The sequence below is a fragment of the Candidatus Planktophila lacus genome, from assembly GCF_002288385.1.
GTDB lineage: Bacteria > Actinomycetota > Actinomycetes > Nanopelagicales > Nanopelagicaceae > Planktophila > Planktophila lacus_D.
This window is the reverse complement of the sequence record NZ_CP016783.1, coordinates 56,224-75,347: the sequence shown is the minus strand read 5'-3', so window position 1 is coordinate 75,347 and position 19,124 is coordinate 56,224. Positions and strand designations below refer to the sequence as shown.

14 protein-coding genes are annotated in these 19,124 nt (G+C 44.7%); 3 read left to right on the top strand and 11 right to left on the bottom strand.

What is annotated here, in order from left to right:
- Positions 1–4 precede the first annotated feature (4 nt).
- Positions 5–559, bottom strand: coding sequence for an FMN-binding protein (locus A1sIIB60_RS00325; RefSeq protein WP_095688757.1), 555 nt, complete (start codon positions 557–559; stop codon positions 5–7).
- 75 nt (positions 560–634) lie between these two features.
- Positions 635–1,987: a ferredoxin reductase family protein gene (locus A1sIIB60_RS00320; protein ID WP_190279212.1), complete on the bottom strand. Its 1,353-nt coding sequence runs from the start codon at positions 1,985–1,987 to the stop codon at positions 635–637.
- Positions 1,988–2,081: 94 nt separating this feature from the next.
- On the opposite strand from A1sIIB60_RS00320, the gene A1sIIB60_RS00315 reads away from it, so the two are divergent.
- Positions 2,082–3,035, top strand: a complete 954-nt coding sequence (locus A1sIIB60_RS00315; RefSeq protein ID WP_095688756.1) for an NAD-dependent epimerase/dehydratase family protein — start codon at positions 2,082–2,084, stop codon at positions 3,033–3,035.
- 2 nt (positions 3,036–3,037) lie between these two features.
- On the opposite strand, the gene A1sIIB60_RS00310 is transcribed toward A1sIIB60_RS00315, so the two are convergent.
- The 4 genes from A1sIIB60_RS00310 to A1sIIB60_RS00295 all read right to left on the bottom strand — a co-directional run bounded on the left by A1sIIB60_RS00310 (position 3,038) and on the right by A1sIIB60_RS00295 (position 9,918).
- Positions 3,038–4,246: a nucleotide sugar dehydrogenase gene (locus tag A1sIIB60_RS00310; protein ID WP_095689599.1), complete on the bottom strand. Its 1,209-nt coding sequence runs from the start codon at positions 4,244–4,246 to the stop codon at positions 3,038–3,040.
- A complete protein-coding gene (locus A1sIIB60_RS00305) occupies positions 4,246–5,940 on the bottom strand; it encodes an O-antigen ligase family protein (protein ID WP_095688755.1) in 1,695 nt (564 codons plus the stop codon). The genes A1sIIB60_RS00310 and A1sIIB60_RS00305 overlap by 1 nt, the downstream gene beginning before the upstream one ends.
- Positions 5,941–6,064: 124 nt before the next feature.
- On the bottom strand, positions 6,065–8,425 hold the full coding sequence (locus tag A1sIIB60_RS00300) for a beta strand repeat-containing protein (RefSeq protein ID WP_150131903.1): 2,361 nt from the start codon (positions 8,423–8,425) through the stop codon (positions 6,065–6,067).
- 125 nt (positions 8,426–8,550) lie between these two features.
- Entirely contained in the window at positions 8,551–9,918 is a 1,368-nt protein-coding gene (locus tag A1sIIB60_RS00295; RefSeq protein WP_223298689.1) for an RNA polymerase sigma factor, read from the bottom strand.
- Positions 9,919–10,224: 306 nt separating this feature from the next.
- Here A1sIIB60_RS00295 and A1sIIB60_RS00290 point away from each other — a divergent pair, with 306 nt between their 5' ends.
- Positions 10,225–12,258, top strand: coding sequence for a DEAD/DEAH box helicase (locus A1sIIB60_RS00290; RefSeq protein ID WP_095688753.1), 2,034 nt, complete (start codon positions 10,225–10,227; stop codon positions 12,256–12,258).
- Positions 12,259–12,261: 3 nt separating this feature from the next.
- On the opposite strand, the gene A1sIIB60_RS00285 is transcribed toward A1sIIB60_RS00290, so the two are convergent.
- From A1sIIB60_RS00285 to A1sIIB60_RS00270, 4 genes are all read right to left on the bottom strand, one after another.
- Positions 12,262–13,110, bottom strand: a complete 849-nt coding sequence (locus A1sIIB60_RS00285; RefSeq protein ID WP_190279211.1) for a putative sugar O-methyltransferase — start codon at positions 13,108–13,110, stop codon at positions 12,262–12,264.
- A gap of 42 nt (positions 13,111–13,152) precedes the next feature.
- Positions 13,153–14,901, bottom strand: a complete 1,749-nt coding sequence (locus tag A1sIIB60_RS00280; RefSeq protein ID WP_223298688.1) for an ABC transporter ATP-binding protein — start codon at positions 14,899–14,901, stop codon at positions 13,153–13,155.
- Between the two features lie 128 nt (positions 14,902–15,029).
- Positions 15,030–15,983 carry an alpha-1,2-fucosyltransferase gene (locus tag A1sIIB60_RS00275; protein ID WP_095688750.1) on the bottom strand — a complete coding sequence of 318 codons (954 nt, stop codon included), beginning with the start codon at positions 15,981–15,983 and terminating at the stop codon, positions 15,030–15,032.
- Complete coding sequence (locus A1sIIB60_RS00270; RefSeq protein ID WP_150131902.1) at positions 15,970–16,860, bottom strand: glycosyltransferase family A protein; 891 nt, start codon at positions 16,858–16,860, stop codon at positions 15,970–15,972. Before A1sIIB60_RS00270 ends, A1sIIB60_RS00275 begins: the two co-directional genes overlap by 14 nt.
- Positions 16,861–16,957: 97 nt before the next feature.
- Between A1sIIB60_RS00270 and A1sIIB60_RS00265 the strand changes: the two genes are divergently transcribed.
- Positions 16,958–17,923 carry a hypothetical protein gene (locus tag A1sIIB60_RS00265; protein ID WP_095688748.1) on the top strand — a complete coding sequence of 322 codons (966 nt, stop codon included), beginning with the start codon at positions 16,958–16,960 and terminating at the stop codon, positions 17,921–17,923.
- Here A1sIIB60_RS00265 and A1sIIB60_RS00260 read toward each other — a convergent pair.
- Entirely contained in the window at positions 17,908–19,098 is a 1,191-nt protein-coding gene (locus A1sIIB60_RS00260) for a glycosyltransferase (protein ID WP_095688747.1), read from the bottom strand. The two genes, A1sIIB60_RS00265 and A1sIIB60_RS00260, sit on opposite strands and share 16 nt — an antisense overlap.
- Positions 19,099–19,124: the final 26 nt, after the last annotated feature.

The window sequence follows — 19,124 nt, the reverse complement described above, 5'->3', positions numbered from 1 at the left end:
TAACTTACATCCCCGCCTTTGCCAGCGCACTGGCCAGCGATGTGTACCAACCGTATGAAGTAAATGACGCACCGGATACTCCAGAAATATTCGCCGATTGCGCAGCCAAGGTGCGCTGGCGCAATACCGGCACTGACATCTGCGTCCAACGATCATTACGCCCTGATGGCGCCGTAACAGCCTGCGCATCAGTGATCTTGCCGTTTTCAACGGTGATCTTTACTTGAACAAATCCGTAGCGCACATCAACTGAATCACCAGTAAATGTTCCGCTTACCGCCTTCGTTGCAGGTGCTGCAACGACAGGTGCCTGTGTTTGTGCACCAGCTGTTGCTGCAGGCTTTACAGTCGTTGGCTTTGTTGTTGATCCACTTTTCGCTGGTGTAGTTGGTGCAGCCGCAACAGAACTCGCTGCACTTGGTGTAGCAACAGGAGCAGCAGACGATCCCGGCAAAGCCATCGAAGAACTTTCAGTAGATGTAAATGTCGGCGGCGTAATCGCCAAGACCGCACCCAACCCACCAACGGTTCCGGTTGCAATCAGTATCGCGCGTTTCATATGCAAACCTTCCCGTGCTCTCCTGTGAAAACCCTTAACGAAACCACAACTTCAACTGCGACTATTCCCAAACTTTTACTCGTTGTGAAAAGCAAATGCCTCATCGTGGAATCGATTCTTCGGCACACCCAGATCATCTGCCGCAGCCTTTACCGCCTCCACCAACGGCCCAGGGCCACAGATATAGATGTCGGCATCAGCAATCCGCGGCACTAAAGCCTTTAGCGACTTGGCATCCATCGGATGCTCCTTACGTGATCCCACCAAATAATGCACCCGAATAGAACCGTTTGAGTGATACTCCAAATAATCGAGCTCTTCCTTTAAAACCAAATCTTCTTTACGCGATGCGCGATAGATAACATCCATCTGCACACCGTTCTTAAACTCATCCATCAGCGCACGCACCGGCGTAATTCCAACGCCGCCACCCACCAACACCACATGCGGCATAGTCGCGCGCCCTGCCGTAAAGGCGCCATATGGGCCTTCCACAAAGACTCGCGTCCCCGCACTTAACGAAGCAAGCGATCTTGAATGATCGCCTAAATCTTTAACGGTAATTCGCAAGTAATGCGCAGTCGGAGCCGCCGACAACGAATAAGGATGCGACATCAAGAAATGTCCCTTAGCCGCAAAGCGCCAACCAAAGAACTGCCCGCCTTCTGCCGCAAGTTCAGTTAGCTTTCGCCCCTTCATCACAACGGAAATAACTCCAGGTCCTTCAACAACAACTTTCTCAACTCGCAAGTTATGGCGCAGCGAACGCACCAAAGGAATACCGATACGCCACCACAAAATCGAAAAGCCCATCGCAACATATAGAAACGTCCAGTACGCACGATTAAGCGGATGGCCAATAAACATCTGCCCATTAACCACCTGGTGCATAAACGATGCCGCAATCGCCGAATAAGTAAGAACGTGAACCGTCCACCAAGTTTCATAACTCATCTTGGCGCGCGCCTTCTTATAAGAAGTAACTCCGGCCGCCACCATCAAAATAAATCCGGCGAGCGCCCACCACATCCACTCGAAGTTACCGAGCATCCGCCACATCTCAACTGCCAACGCCACATGATCTTGCCCAGCAAAACTCAAGACAATAAACAAGACGTGAAAACCAATTAGATACAAACTCCATGGCCCCAACTTGCGATGCCACGTAACCAAACGATCGTGCCCGACCCCGCGTTCTACCCAAGGAATTCGCGCCACCAAGAAAATACCAACGATCGCAAAGTAAGTACCAACCAAAGCTGCCGCCCGCGACACCGAAGCAATCACCGCATAAACCGAAGTGATATCGCTATGGCGCATCGTCGTTGCCTGCAACGCCAAGGTGAGCCCCAAGCCAATGCCCAACAACCAAGCAGCCCAATCGGTGCCCGCACCCGAATACTTACGAACGCCCGCTACCGATTTCATACCCAAACCTTGCCCTATCTCTCTGTGAACTATCTGAGCCCTTACAGAGAGCCAGCCCCTAAATATCCGCACATGCCCCGATAGACTTCATCTCATGCGCGTTTTCATCACCGGTGGAGCCGGTTTTATCGGTTCTCACCTCTGTGATGCCCTGCTTAAAGAGGGCCACCAGGTCTCGATCCTCGACAACATGTCCACGGGATCTGCAGCCAATATCGCCCACATCAAAGACCAGATCGAAATCCATCAAGGCGATATCCGCGATGTCGCCCTCGTAGAAAAAGCGATGGCCCCTGCCGACCTCGTCCTGCACATGGCCGCGGCTCTTGGCGTTAACACAATCCTTGAAAACCCAATCGAATCTGTTTCAACAAACTTCACCGGTTCTGAAGTAGTCCTAAACGCAGCAACCAAACTTAATAAGCGAATCATCATCGCAAGTACATCTGAAATTTATGGCAAGAACCCGAAGCAACCTTTATCTGAAACCGATGATCGCGTAGTCGGTGCTCCACAAAAGATTCGCTGGACATACTCCGATGCCAAGGCACTAGAAGAAGCTATCGCCCACGCGCTCTTCTTAACCAAGCAACTGAAAGTCACAACCATTCGCCTCTTTAACACAGTAGGCCCCCGTCAAACAGGACGTTACGGAATGGTTCTACCTCGCTTCGTGCAATCAGCGCTCAAGAACGAGCCAATCACAATCTACGGAGACGGAACGCAATCCCGCGTCTTCTGCCACGTTGCAGATGCCGTCCGCGCAATCTTGATAATTGCCAAGACCGATTCAACGATCGGTGAGGTTTACAACATCGGCGGAGTCGGTGAAACCAGCATCAAGCAACTTGCCGAAAAGATCATCGAGCGGACCAAATCAACTTCAGCTATTACTTACACCCCATACGATCAGGCTTACACAGCTGGCTATGAAGATATGCAGCGCCGTGTTCCAGATATCACTAAGATAAAGAACGCACTCGGCTGGTCACCAGAAAATACTCTGGATTCGATTATTGATGATGTTGCTGCAGAGATGAAGAAGTAAGACTACAAACCTTTAGCGCCGGTTAACTTTCCGGTTGTATCAAAAACATACGGAGCACTTGCAAGCACGGCTTTCTTATCAACCGCATCATGCAAAGTAACAACTATTGCTATCTCTGAGCCACCCAAAGTATTTGATTCTTCACCATGCCAAGAGCCAACAACTGCATCATGCCAAGTAACTTTCGCACCTTGACGCTTAAGTTCTTCAATAACCAACTCGGCTGGGGTCTCACGAGTATCGGCAACATTTGGTTTATAGGCCACACCAATGACTTGCACGTTCTTTCCCTTTAATGAACCACCGTTATCTGCGGCAACGCGTGAGACAACATACTTAGGCATCTCTAGATTTACTTCGTTTGCGCGCTCAATAAATGTTGCAGGTACACCTAAGCCTTCAGCGACATGAGCAAGGTAAGAAGGATCAACTGGGATGCAATGACCACCAACTCCCGCACTTGGGTTGAATTTCATGAAGCCATAAGGTTTTGTGTTGGCAGCTTCTAAAGTCTCATGAACCGAAATACCAAGGGCATGTGCGATCTGAGCAAACTCATTCACTAGCGCGATATTTACTTGCCTAAAAGTATTTTCGAAAAGCTTCGCAGACTCTGCAACTTCAGGTGATGAAACCTCAATCAAGTTGTCACAAAATGTGGAGTAAAAATGTTTAGTTTTCTTCGAAGCTTCAGGAGTTAAACCCGCATACAAACGAGGAGTGTTCTTCTGATCCCAATCTACGCGGCCAGGATCTACACGCTCAGGTGAAATCGCATATAAATGCTCAATTTTGTTTGCCGATAACTTCTCAATCAACGGCTTAATAAAATTGCGAATCGTGCCCGGAAAAGAAGTTGACTCATTAATCACCAAAACAGGATGTGTAATGTTTTCTGCAATTGTTTTGCATGCTGACTCAATGAACGCCAGATCTGGCTTTCGGTCTGCATCAAGCGGTGTTGGAACCGCAATCACAACTATTTCAGCCCCTGAAATATCTGATCCGCTAGTCGATGCACGGTAATTTCCAGCAGCAATTGCAGACTTAAGCGCCCCGCTTTCAACTCCTTCGATATGCGAAATACCTTGGTTTAGCTGGTCAACGACTCTTTGATTGTTATCAAATCCCACCACTTGATTCGTCTTGGATGCGAATGCTGCGATAGTTAGACCAACGTAGCCCTGACCAATGATTGCAACTTTGGCCATTAAGGAAGTTTCTTCCATTCCTCATTTAATGGATCAAGTTCAATCATCTTCTCTTTTGCTAGTTTTCGATCTTCGGGGGTAGCGTTTTTCAAAGCGTACAAAAGCCGCCAAGCATCAAAGTAGTTAGGGTTATATTCGGTATTTAACTTGCCGTACTTATACGCCATATCGGGCAAATTACTTTGTTCAAAAATTTGGGTAGCAGATGTGTAGAGATTGCTACTTCCAGGATTCATATATCCGGGAGTTAGAGCTGCTGTTACTAGATCAATGTTTTGTGACTTTAGCGCTTCACGCCATTTAATGTCGCCACTTAGCGGTGGAATAGCAATCAAGATACCTGCAACCATACCTAGCCCGGCCAACAGTTGAGCAGAAATCAAAGGATTGTTTTTTACAACCTTTTTCGTAACAGATTTTACAGAGGTCTCACTTCGGGCTTCTCTAGTTGAGAATTCGTAAGCGATCAAGGCCCCACCTGTTACCCATCCCCAGATCGCAAGACCGATTTGGTTGATACTTATAAGTGCCTGAACTTGATAACAAATCCAAGCAACAATCAAACCTACTTTTACGAAGTTAAATTCTTTTTGAATAAACGTCAATTTAATTGCTGCAATTAAACTCATCACAATCAAGGCCATATATGCAATAAACAGCGGGTATCCGCCATACGCAAAGACATCAAGGAATACGTTGTGTGCAGCGTTCGTGGTGGTATTTGGCCCAGGCAATATCAAAGCCTGTGCATCGCGCGATCTGCGATACCAGTCACCGTATGAGTCCATTCCTACGCCAGTAAATGGATGAGAATTTCCCATATTTATTCCAGCTTGCCAATATTCACCGCGCAAAGAAACGGAAGTCTTGTAAACAATACTAGCTAGCGGTCCTTTTTGAAGAGCGCCCATCATTGCAATAATTCCAACAACTCCGACAGAGACAAGATAGATAAACGGCACAGTCCATTTCTCAAACTTCGAACGCAGATAATAGAAAATTACAAGAGCAATTCCACCACCAGATACCACAACTCCTTGAACTGCTAGCGAAGATTTGATCTCAAGAAATGTTGCGATAAGAACAATGACTCCCATTAAACGAACGCCCCAGTGAGTTCCAGGAGTTAGGAGATAAGCAACTAGCAACGAGGCAAAAATTCCGAGAAAAGCGCCTATGAAGTTGGGGTTTCCGAATGTCCCAAGAATTCGGTTATATGGATTGTTCCAAGACACAAAATCGCCAAACGTAACCGTCCAGGCACCGTAAACAACATTTATCAACCCAGCAGCTAAAAGGCCGTACAAGATGTTTCTAAATGATTCGGTACGACGCAGAACCAAGGTAGATACAAAAACCAGGGTGAGTGAAAGATAAGTCAAGAAACCTGTATTTCTCCCATATGTTCCATAAAAGTTTTGACCTAGCGGAGATGAGCTATTTACCACTGCGCTTATCGCAAGAACAATTAAGGCAACGGCGGCAATAATCTGTGGTTTCGCATCAGACCAGAGCATTCGCGGGGACTTCACCAACACGACCGCAGCTAGGCCGAAGGCCACCACGGATAACGCTGCCATCTTCGTGACATTTACAGGATCAGATACTTGGTCGATCAAAAGGAAAATTGAAATGAAGGGGGCGCCAAAGGCCAATAGGCGAGCGACTGGTTTCTCAATTTCTAATTTCAACATAAGCCCAATCTTACTTTCTACTCAGTAACAAACCTCCCACAAACTTGCCCTAGAAAGGCCGAAACCCGGCCCCTCCGAAGAGGGACCGGGTTTCGGTTCTAGATCTTTAGAAGATCAAGGCTAATTAAGCCTTTACCTTCTTCTGGATCTTTACTACGAGGTTAGTCAATGTAGTGATCTGTGCACGAAGTGCTGAGATCAACTTAGTGACTGATGCTGAAAGCTCAGCAACTGCATCTACGGCCTCTTGTGCCATAGCTGTTGCCGCCTCTGCCGCCTCTGCTGCAGATAGAGCTGCATCAGTAGCATCATTTGCCGCTGCTGTTGCTTCTTCTGCTGCAGCTGCTGCTGCATCTACTGCTGCGTTGACGATAGCCAATTCAACAACATCTGAAACAGCTGTGTATGTAGTACCAGCAGCTGTAGCGGCCTTTAGGCCTGCGATGTATGTGTCATGGGCTGTGCCCTGCTTAGCAGTGATTGTTAGTGTTCCTGAGCCAGATGTTGGCGCAAAGAATGAACCAGTTGAAACTCCACCAGTGATTGTTTCGGTTCCTGTTGGAAGACCGGTAACTACCATGTTTGAAGTAATTGATGAGAAGAGTGCAACGCTTGTTCCATCAGCAGTTGGGCGACCGTTTGAGTCTGTAACTGTGATAGTCCATGTGACCTTCTCGCCTGGCTGTGCTGAAGTCTTGTCAAGTGTTAGCTTTGCAACACCTGTTGACTTTGTAACTTCAACTGGAACAACCAAAGTTCCGAGTACACCATTTTTGATGGTGATGTTTGTCTTACCTACAGCTACACCAGTAACTGTTACAACACCGGTTGAACCAGCCTTTGTAACTACTGTTGCAATTGTTGCTGTTTCGCTTGTTGCTGTAACAGCTGCTGCAGTTAACTTGACGTTATTAGCGTCATAAGGAAGAACAGAGATATCCATTGTTCCGCCAACTGCGAGGTATGACTTAGTTGGGTTTGGAGCAGTTGCAGTAGCTGCAACTAGCTTCAATTGTGTTGCTGTTCCGAAGAATGCAACCTTACGAGTCAACGTTGTGACTCCGCCAACCTTGATTGTGATTGTTGCTTCACCTGAACGACCGTCTGAGAAGACGTAGAAGTCCTTAGTTGCAGCCTGAGTAGTTGTTGAAGATCCTGCTGGAACTGCAATAACTGAAGTTGCATCTGAAGCTGAATCAGTTGTACCGATGCGACCTGCACCAGTGATTTCAGCTGTAACAGCCAAAGTCTTTGATGAAGACGCTACTGCCTCGAGAGCATCGTATTGAATTACTTGAATACGAGCCACTGCATCAGCATCAGCAAGTGATGTCTTTGAAGGTACTGAAGTTAGAGCAACAACTGCAGCATCAGTAACATCAGTAGGAACTGTTGCTTCTGCTGTTGACATGTATGTCGTGTTAGTTGTGGCTGTACCTGAAAGTGCAGCTGCACGAACTGTGATTGTCACAGTTGAATCAGCTGTAGCTGAGTACGTACCAACTGCAGTTTCACGGTAAGTATTTACTGTGATAGTTCCAGCTGTTGGTGTTAGAACGTTGATTAGACCCTGTGTAGCTGATCCATCAGTTTTACCAGCGATTGTCAACGTTGTCTTATCTGATGAAAGTGTTGATCCGGTAATGGCTGCATCAATTGTTGAACCAGTTACAACAACGCGTGTTCCTAGCGCTGTTGTGCCATTTTGACCAGTCACCTTGACCTGGTTGTAGTTACCTGCACCAGCAACGCCGCCAGCAGTGTTGAATGGAGTTGCTACTCCACCATCACCGGTAGCTGCACCAGCTGAGAGAACTACGAATGTGATTACGCCAGCTGTATAAGTTGGTGTTACACCAGCCTGTACGTTTGTTGGAGTAACTGTGATCTTGTATGTACCAGGTGTTGAAGGACGGAAGACCAAAGAGCCGACCGTTGCTGGAACAGTTGTTGTATCTTCAACTGAAATGCGCATTGTACCAAGTGATGCAATGCTTGTACCAACAAGGCTGGTTGCTGCAGTTGATGATTCAACGAATCTGAATTTATCGACTGCAACCATATCTAGCACTGAAGTAGCTGAATCAGTTGTAGCTGAATCAACAGACTGAGCAGCAACACCGGTGGTAACCGCTGCCAAGGCTGATGAAGCGACACTGGTGATTTTTGCAGTCAGTGTGACTGTGTCATCAGCAGCAACAAGAATGCCACCTGTTGCACCAGCTGCGGTTACTTTAATAGCAGCAGTTAATGTGTCGCCAACGTAACCGTAAACGGTTGCGTCAGAAACCTTTACTGAAGTCAACGTTGAATAAGCTGCAGACGCTGGCGATACTGATGCCATCGTTCCGAAGCCCAACGCAGCAACAGTTACAAGCGCAATGCGCTTGAAAGTTGTCTTTGTAGACATTTGTTTCCTTTCGATAGTCGATCTACGGACGATCCGCAGGTCGGCTCGAGTGTTAAATGCCTTCTCATATGACATGAGAGAGCCTTTTTCACTCACTCGATACATCGCACGTGCTGATGTATCAAATTCCCCGCCGTGTATCCGGACGCGACGGAGAAATCTATTTAGGTGAAATTTCACGTGCTTCACCGTTTTACCTTTTACTTCTTGTCTTCAGTCACAAGAATTGACTGAGCCAAAATTTGTGTCTTACCTGCATTAAGAACTAGTCGAGTTGTTATCGACTTGATAGGACCTGTAAGGTCGAAGCCGCGGTTGCCCACGGGGATATAGAACTCTGAAGTTGGGGTTGAGACTACGAGAATTCTAACGGTCACAAGGTACTGCCCGTTGGACATCCGCTCAAAATCGGCCGTTGTGGCGCCTAGGTTGAGTGGGGTCCAGCTTCCTGCAACACCAGCTGAAACCCCATTTACGAGGTAAGTGGTGCCGTTGCCATCCACTGTGATGCTCTGAGAGATCATCACATTTGGGCCACCGACCGCGGTTATGGCTTGGGTGGTCAACTCTGTTCCGGCTTCAGTGGCTACCGGCGTATTTTTATTGACGCGGATTGTGCCTAGGGAGCCTTCCTGGGTCGCAACAGTGAAACCTGTCGGGATGCCCTTTTCATCCAAGCCTGGGAATACCAGCTTGGCTGACTTGATTGCCACGCCAGAAACCATGGTGCTGGACTTCTTAGCTGGCATTGAAATAGAAGGTGTTGGGGTGCTTGCCTCGACCGGAGCAACCGCATCAGATGAACCAGCAACTGGGCCAGATGCGATCTCTGATGGAGCAGAAGGGGTAATGGTTACGCCTTCGCGGCCGGTCATTGAGTTAAAGCCAAGGAAAGCAGTCACAACTAATAGGAGTGAAAGTGCAACCTTGGAAGATTTTTGGGCAAGCTCTGCTGCCTTCTTGTAAGTAGTAGAAAGCATGTCGAGCGCTGTTAGGCCACGCTCTTCGTCGATAACGAGCTCTGAAAGAACGCGGCGAAGGGAAGTGCGAGCGCGAGAAACAGTATGGCGCACGGCAGATTCCTTGATACCAAGTTCTGCTGCGATCTCTTCAGTTGAACGGCCTTCCATTTCCCACATAACTAGCGCTGCGCGCTCTGCAGGAGAAAGAAGTGCCAAAGCTTGACGAATGATTGCTGCGTCTTCAGCAGCAGAAAGTGCTTGTGAGTGATCGCCGTCTACCTGCCATGCGGCTTCGACTTCAGCCTGTGCATCATCGATAACCACAAGGTTAGGACGGCGGCCTTCTAGGCGGAACAAGTCAATGCAGAGGTTTTCGATAGTGCGGTGCAAATATGAAAGTGCATGGTCATTTGATTCAAGCTCTGGGGCTGCGAGCATGAACTTAATCAAGGCATCTTGGGTGATTTCTTCAGCCTTAGCGGAATCCTTTAGAACGCGGTTTGCGTGGGCGAGAAGCTCTGAACGGTGCTCTGTGTAGAAAGCACCGAGCTCTGCGACGGTCCACACGCGAGGACCTGCAGAGGCTGCAGACTTCTTAAATGCCACTTTGGGACTACTTTCTTAACCGGTTTTTTACTTCAGAAACACCCGTCGGTGCCTCTATAGCCTTCTACGAATCCTAGCCCCAGATGTAGCGGGGAAGGGACAAAACGGACATTTCACCAAGTCTCAACCCGTGGTAAATACCCACGCTCAAAGCAAGGTACCCTTAAGCCATCGACGCACCGCGCATCGATGAAATTCCCCCCAAAGTGCGCCAAATGGCCACTTACTTGCGAGTCTTATCACCGCCCTGGCCCATTCGAGGTCATACCCGAGACGCGCTTGTCGTCTCGATTGGTATGCATTTCTATGTCTCTACAGCCACGTACAACCGCGCCCGGAAAAGCCCGCAGAGCAGCATCTGCCAAAGCCGGCAAACCCCGCGCCAAGAAATCTTCAACTGGAACTCCTGTTTCAAAGCCTCGCCACACAAGTGCAGAAAAATCAGCACGTAAAGGCACAGCAGCTAAACCATTTAAAGCATCTTCAACAAAACCAGCAAGCAAGCCATCAACAAAGCGTTATTCAGATATTGATACATCAACTCTTTCTAAGAAAGACGCTCGCTTAACAGAGCGTTCAAAGATGCGTGCAAAGCGTTATCAAGAAAAGACAGCATCAAAGCCACGAGAAGTTCGTGAAGAAATCGTTAAGCCAGAGTCACGTGCCAAGAAATTTGTTTCAGATCGAAACGAACGCACAGCACGTCCAGAATTCAAGAAGCCAGATACCCGTCCAACAACTCGTCGTGGCGCAGCTAAAGAACGAGTTGCTCGCACAGATGACGGCCGCCCAAACTTTATCCCTGGCAAGCGCGAGAAATACAAGCCAGGTGCACCTTCAATACAAACTTTTGCAAAGCATAAATCTGCACCAGATGTATCTGCATCCAACTACCGCGCAGAGCGTCCTGCAAAGCCAGTTCGTGATCGTCGCAACGATTCACCTGCATACGCTCGCGATGATCGCAAAGCATTTAAGACTCATAACAACGCAGTAGTAGATTTCGGTGCAGATGATAATTACATCTCTGCGAACTTAGCTGATGCTAATTTGATTGACGCAACTCCTTTATCAGAAGTAACAACTACTTTCCGTGATCTAGGAATTGCTCCTGCACTGGCTAATGCCCTTAACGCACAAGGAATCACACACCCATTCCCAATTCAGATTGCAACACTTCCTGATGCTCTTGCCGGCCATGACATCCTTGGTCGCGGACAAACAGGATCAGGTAAAACACTTGCTTTTGGCCTTGCTCTGCTCACAAATATCAGCGGGAAAGCGGCTAAACCACACAAGCCGTTGGCTTTAGTTTTAACACCAACTCGCGAACTTGCACAACAGATCGATGAAGTTCTAACACCGCTTGCGCGTACAATCGGACATGATTCTGTAGTTATCGCCGGTGGAATGCCTTATGCAAAGCAGATAACTGCGATGCGCAAAGCAACTGCGATTCTTGTTGCAACACCTGGCCGCCTTATTGATTTACTTAATAAGGGAGAAGTGCAATTGGATGATCTAGAAATAACGGTTCTTGATGAAGCTGATCAAATGGCTGACATGGGCTTCTTGCCAGTTGTTAAAGAAATTCTCGACCAAGCAAAGCCAAATGGACAGCGTCTTCTCTTCTCGGCAACCCTCGATCGTGGTGTTGACGCTTTAGTTCGCCAGTACTTGAATAATCCGAAGACTCACTCTCTTCAAAATGACCGTGCATCTGTATCAACGATGGAGCACTACGTACTTGTTATGCATCCTGGAGATAAAGATGACATCACGAACCAAATAGCCGCACGTAACGGAAAAACGATTCTCTTTGTAAAAACCCAACGAGGGGCAGATCGCTTAGCCGACAAACTTGCCCATGCGGGGGTGCCAGTTGGTGCGCTTCATGGCGGCAAGTCACAAGCTGTTCGTACTCGCACTCTCGCACTCTTCAAGCAATTGCCCAATGCAGCACTTGTTGCAACAGATGTTGCAGCGCGCGGAATCCACGTAGATGGCATATCTCTCGTGGTTCATGTTGATGCACCAACGGATCATAAAGATTACTTACACCGTTCAGGACGTACAGCTCGCGCTGGTGAAGCTGGCGCTGTTGTAACTCTTGCTACAACAAAGCAGCAGAAATCTGTTGGAAGCCTAACTTCACGTGCTGGGGTAACACCTAAGTTCGTTGGCGTTAAACCATTGGATCAGGATTTAATGCGAATCACGGGAGCTCAAGAACCTTCAGGTATTCCATATGTGACACCGGTAGTTGAAAGTAAGGGGCCAAATCGAGGTTCTAGAAAACCCCGCCCAAATTCATCCGAAAGACGTCGCAGACCGAGATAAAAACTATGAGCGACCCCAAACCAAAAGATAATTATCTGCACCAGTTAGAGGAATCTCTTGAAGAACTTCAAGACCAGTGATGCTGTCCTGAAGTTCAGACAAACTTATTTTTCCAGCCGAGCGTCCTGTTAAATCCGTTTTTCCGCTGTTCATAATCATGTACCCCATTTTTGCACGTGAAATAATCTTTTCTACGTATTCACGTTGGATGTGAATGGGAAGCTCAGAGAACGCATAATTGCTGATTAACAAGTCAAAAGGCTCTGATTCAACATTGTAAATATCCTTCTTTACAAAATTGTCAGTCTTCGAAACCGAAGAAATGAATTTCTCTGAAAGTTCTAGTACTTGCGGTAAATCAAAAGCGGAGTAGCTCTCTACATTCATAAATTCATTTATTAGTACAAACTGTCCACCGTAGCCAATGCCGATTTCAGCCACTTTAATTGGCCCTTTTAAATCAAAAAGTTTTTTCAATTCAAGCATCACAGAGATATACCGTAGAGTTGTGGGACTGATTGAACCACAGCTTCTAAATTGATAACGTCTAGGTTTTCCAATTTTATCGTTCTTTATTGAATTGTAGTTATTTGGGAGAAACGAAGGTTCGATACTCTGAATTTTGCTCAAGTAATCTTTCCCTAGTTTAAAATCCACGTGCTCTAAAATTTGCCTATAGTAAAAGTTGCGCCTGAATTTATTAAAAGTTTTTTCATTCTCAATAAACTTCCATATTGTTCTTGAATATCGAGTAATTTCACTATCGCTTTGATCGTTGGATTGCGAAAATTTTGATCTTCTACTAATGCGTCTTGACACTATCGCTTTAAGCCTGTGTGGGAGATCCAACATGAACTCACTGTAAGATTTTAAATACATTAATAATGGCATGCTTTAACTCTCAATCAATCTTGCCTGAGTATCAAAATCGGGAACTTGTTTACGTACTTCTGAGAACGTACCAAAGGCTATTAACTTTCCTGAATTTATATAACAAACTTTGTCAGAGTTAACAACCGTTGACAGTCTATGAGCAATAGTTATAACGGTGACTTCGCTTTTAAGTTTATGTATAGCTTCGGTCAAAGTGGCTTCTATTTTTCCATCAAGCGCACTAGTTGCTTCATCTAGAACGAGTAACTTAGGTGATGTGATCAATGCTCTGGCAATACCAATTCGTTGGCGCTGGCCTCCACTAATCTTTGTTCCTTTCTCCCCAAGAGGTGAATCTATGGACATGGGAAGCGAATTAACAAAATCAGAAATTTGAGCCTTTTCTAAAGCTTCCCAAATCAACTTTTCTGGAATTTCACCTTTTGTGTAACCCATCGTTACATTTTCACGGACCGTTCCATTAGATATTGTTATATCTTGCGGCACATATGAAATCGCTCCTGGCCATTTTTTTGTGGCTTCTTCGGGTGACAAATTAGAAAGTTGAATCAGACCGGAGGTTGGGCTCAATATTCCCAGAAGTATGTCGACGAGGGTGGTTTTTCCTGATCCCGATGGCCCAACAATGGCTATAGATTCCCCATGATTAATTCTTAAATCTATAGACTCCAACGCATTTATCTCAGCATTTGGATATTTGTACGTTACGTTGTCTAATGTTACGTTTCCTTCAAATCCATAATGCGCGTTCTGGAAGTTAGTAATCTTGTCAGGTACGAAATCATTTTTGTATATTTCATCAATTAGATCAAGCGTAGGTTTCGCCGCACCTAACGAAGCTTGAATTGAAATTGCTCCTTGTTGAACCCTTAAAACTGCTGGCGCAATTCTAGTGCCCGCTGCCATAAAGACAGATAGTGTTGCAACTGCGCGTGCCGCATCTTGAAGAATAAACTGCGCTGCGGCTATTGCAAGTGAACCAAGCACAACGGTGGTCTCAATTATATATTTGCTCACGTAAGGCATAAAGGCAGATTGAGCGAGATTGTTTGAAAGAGAAAGTCTAATTTTTCCTATTTCTTCCGCATAGTAGTCTCGTCTATGTCGTACGACGGATTCGCGATACGAGTCCAATACCTCAATAATTTTTTCGTTGCTTTCAATCGATTTAGATGCTTGATCTTTACCAAGTTGAACAGCTCTTGTGTGCATGTAACGATATAGAATTAAACCAATAATTAAGAAAACCAGGAAAGTACTGATTGACATTAGTGGGTCAACAACAAAAAGACCTACTGCCATTACCAATAAAAGAGAAAAATCCGCTATAAGTGAAACTGATGTTGCAATTACACCTAATGTGATTGCGCTTACCCCAGTAGTAACTGAATAAAGTGTTTCTTGGCTGCTTCTTTTCTGTACGAAAGTAATAGATTGACCAAAAAGCTGCGATATCAATTCTGATGAAATCGTGGCTGCCCTCCGGCTTAGAAAATAAAGTGTTCTTCTTGTGAAAAAGATCGAAAGTAAAGTGCGGCTAACTAGAATCACGCTTGCAAAGATTCCTAGAAAGGCTGCTTGATTTTGGAAAGATAAATCTTCAATTCTTAGCAATTCTAGAAAGGTAGAAATTCGGTCGCCAGGTTTATTGGAGGAAACGCCATTGACCGCAAGGGCACCAAGCACGCCGATTAAAGCGACTCCAAGAAGGTCTAGTCCACCCATAAAAATTTGAACTCCGGTTACCAAGATAATCTTTCGTTTATCTCGCCTACTGATTACAGTGAGGGACCTAGCTAGTGTGGAGTTTTTCCATCCGCTATTCATGTCTAATCTTTTGTTCACAAAGTATTATCCCAGTTTTTTTCGACAAGAATCTAGTAATTTGAGTCAATTCTAGTCCAATTCTTAGGAATCAATTCGAACGGCTCTTCCATTCCACGAAACCAAGGTTTCGGTGCAATCACTGGAGCCTTGGTATCTAAGCGCAAGAATGCTGCCCACCAACTAAATGTCGAATTACCGATTATGTATCCGGCGCCATGACGCATCGCTTGAAAGGTACTGGCTGCCGAACCGTCTAGCTCACCAATCCATCTGACCTTAAATCTTCCGTCAAAGCGAAGAATCTCTTTGGCCTTAGTTAATGTGTCAGAGAAAACCCAGATCTCATCAAATTCTACCTCCGTAGAAATTCTCGAAACAGCCGATTTATAATATTCAACAGACGGAATTCCAAAGTCTCTTTCTGACAGATAATCACCAAGTCGAATATGGATAACTAAAGGTTTGCAATCTGAAGTGAGTGATTCATAATACTTAAGATCTGAGCCTGGATGCTTTGGGTGAAGATGGAACAATTTTTTATACACATCATCAAGTGAGGCCCAACGGTAAGACTGAAAATATCCACTGAGCAATGTGAAATACTTTTTTTCAGGAAGTGTGAAGTATCCAACCCCTTTGCCCGCAAGAATCCGAATTTTGCTGTTCCGAGAGATCGACAAGATTAGATTGGCTATCTTGTTAATGAAAAAAACTACTAATCCCTTTTCCCAAATCTTTGGTTGAACTCCCATTCGCAAAATATAACCAACACACTTCGCTGGCAACCAACTACTAACCTCATCGTCTCTTTCAAACCAATCTTCTGCCCTTATAAGGGAATATATCTCCGCTTCGTTGTTTTTTGAAAATCTTGGTTTTCCGTATGACGAAATAAGGGTAACTCTTTCGCCTTCAGACATTGCTAGCGCTGCTGCCACCTGAAATAGTTGGTTTCCCAAGCCACCAGTGAGCGAAACTCCTACACTCGAATTACTTCTTTTCATAAACCATCCAAACTCTGAAATTCCAAATAAATGCCTTCGTGACTTCGCGAAGATAAGAGATTTTAAAAGGAAAAATTGAAAAGGCGATATGTATAATCATTTGTAGTTTAAGCTTAGTAGAACCTATTTTTAGTCCTGTTAATAACTGTTTTGCATATAAACCATAGGCGAATGATGAGTTAATTCTGGAATGATTCTTCAAGCTCAATTCTGAAACTTTAACAGCTTTGAAGAGATCGTTAAGCGCTTCCTTGTTTGAAGTAAGTTGACCAGGGAAATTAGTAAAGTAACGATAAAAAATCGTGTCACAGAACTTCAATTCGTAATTGAATATGCCAATATTCGAAATCGCAATCTGATCTTCTGCCATCCTTAGATTGGGAAACACAATCTTCTCCTGGAGCTCGGCCTTGAACACAATTCGCCAAATTCCTGGGTTTCGAAGCAGGTGGTCGACCAAATTCTCTTCTATTTTGAAGGTATTAACCTCACCTGCATCATTTTCTGTTTCGAATGACCCAATCAGAATTTCTGCTGCTGGGAATCGTTCCAAGCAGAGAAAGATATTTTCGAGATTTGGTAAATCGTCAGAATCCCAAAAAGTGAACCATGTACCTTCTATAGAACTAATGCCGAAATTTCTCGCTTCGCCGGGATTTCCAAATCGCCCTTCTAGAATTAGAACATTTTCCAAGTCAATTCCCAAAACTAAATTTCTTAATTCAACTCCAGTTAGATCATCTTGAACGTCGTGCACAAAAATTATCTTTATCGGAAACTTACTTGCTTCTTTAAGCCACATAGATAAGTTTCCAAATTTACCGCTCATCCTTGAAACGGGAATTATCGCACTTAAAAGCAGACCGTTGGAGCCCATTAAACTATGATATAGACTCCGATAGATTATTTCAGAGAATGCTAAATTTACTTTAGGTGTCGTTGCTTTCTTAAGAAGTCGCAGGGATTGGGGTTATATGAGTGGAGAAATCGCAGTCCTTGTGATTGGATACCAGCGACTTGATAATCTAATAAAAATTTTGGATATCATTAAAAGAAATAGCATTAGAAAGATCTATATTTCGATTGATGCTCCAAAGGAAAATGATGTAGCTGGAGTCGCGATCAATAAATCAATAAAAGAATACGTTGATTCTTTTAAAGAGAATTTTGATGGGGAGATTGCGGTTTTTTTCAGACACTTGAATCGTGGATGTGCCGCATCTGTAATCTCAAGTTGTAATTGGGTTTTTTCGCATGAGAATTTCGCTATCGTGCTAGAAGATGACTGTATACCCTCTGATGGCTTCTTCCAATATGTTGATAAAAACTTTATGAACATTAATGATTCGCCGAAAAATATCATGATCTCTGGAACCCAGCTAGCCCCTCAAAGTCTCACTAAAAAGCAGAGCAATTTATCGGTTTATCCGATGATTTGGGGTTGGGCTACTTCAAAGGATAAGTGGAGAGAACTAATAAAGAGCTTCGAGCTCGAAGATTCATCTTGGCCCTCGGTCAAGACAATAAGTCGAGCCGAGAAGATTTTTTGGGATGCAGGATTTCGAAGGGCTAGAGATGGCTATATAGATGTTTGGGACATTGTCATCGCCAGATTCATGAGGCAGAACTCATTGTTTTCCATACTTCCACCTGTTTCATATATCTCCAACATAGGCAACGACCAATTTGCGACTCATACTTTTAACTCTTCCCCGTTTTTATTCCAAAATGCTGAGTCATTTGTAGATGATAAGTCTGTGCTTATCGAGTCTATTCATGTCGACGCCTGGATTAGAGACAATGTCTACGGAATAAACTGGATGAATATTTTTTCAACACGAGTGACAAGATTATTGGATCTATTTCGAGCAAAACCATTTAAGAAACTATCAGATCGAGTTAACTTGGCTAACAACGATTTCAATCAATTAGAACCGTAGTAATCCATTAGATTTTTTGCCACTATTGAATAACCGTACTTTGCTTTTGCAGATTTCGCTATCGCCTCATTTGTCGCAGGTATGTTAAAAGTTAGAATTTTTTGCGCCAGATCTTCGGCATTTTCTGACGTAAATATCATTCCATTTCCATTATTTAGCATTTCAGGAATTCCTCCAGTTGAACTTCCAAGGACTGGGGTTCCACACATAAGTGCCTCTGAAATCACGCTCGGCGCATTATCCGCTGTGCTTGGTACCACTAAGTAATCGAGCCTTGAAAGTTCTTGGGCGATTTCAGCCTGACTCGATACCCGGATTTGCGCTACCGATACGTTTTCTGAGAATGAAATTAATTTACCTATGCCAATCAAATTTAGTTGAAACTTCCTATCAGGATTTGTCATGGAAATAATATGAAGAGCCTCACTTAATAAATTGAGTCCTTTATAAGGATTGTTTAAATCCGCTGAACAAAAACCAAGAGTTAAAAGTTTTTTTTCATTGTTACGTCCAATAGCTGTATAGAAATCGTTTGGAACGGGATTGAAGATTACCCTCATGGCCGCCTCACTTAACAGCTGACTTTCTTTTGCCAGCCTACTCAGCCAAGTAGACGGGCTAATGAACTTAAATTGTGAAATTTGAGATTTGTGATGAGCGTTATCACTTAAATGCCTATCGATCACTCTACGGCCCACAATTCGAGCTTGTGGACAACGTTTGCAACTATTCTGAAAGCCCCTACATTCATATGAATAGTGACATCCTCCGGTAAAAAAACGTTGATCATGGAGAGTGACAAAGATCTTTTTGTTCATGCGAGATAGCGCAATGAGATCGCTCAAATTGAAGAAATTGTAACTAGCGTGAGCGTGAATTATGTTTGCTTCGAGAATTGCTGGTTCAGTTAGATTTAATTGGGATATGGAAATTGGTGTGAGTAAATTGCTAGAGCTTTGAAGAATTAGGCTCTGCAATTTGGTGTTAATTCCGGAGGCCAGACGGTCAAGACTTTTTCGATTGGTCGCAATCACGCCGTTTTTATGGATTTCGTTGTTGTGAGTCAATGTCAATATTTTAGAATGGAATCCTGAATCTATAAGTGCTTCATGCGATCGATAGGCCGCACTCCCAGCTCCCCCATTGAGTGAAGTTGCCAGATGTAAAATCCTCATGAATCAATCACTTTAGGTGCAGTCTC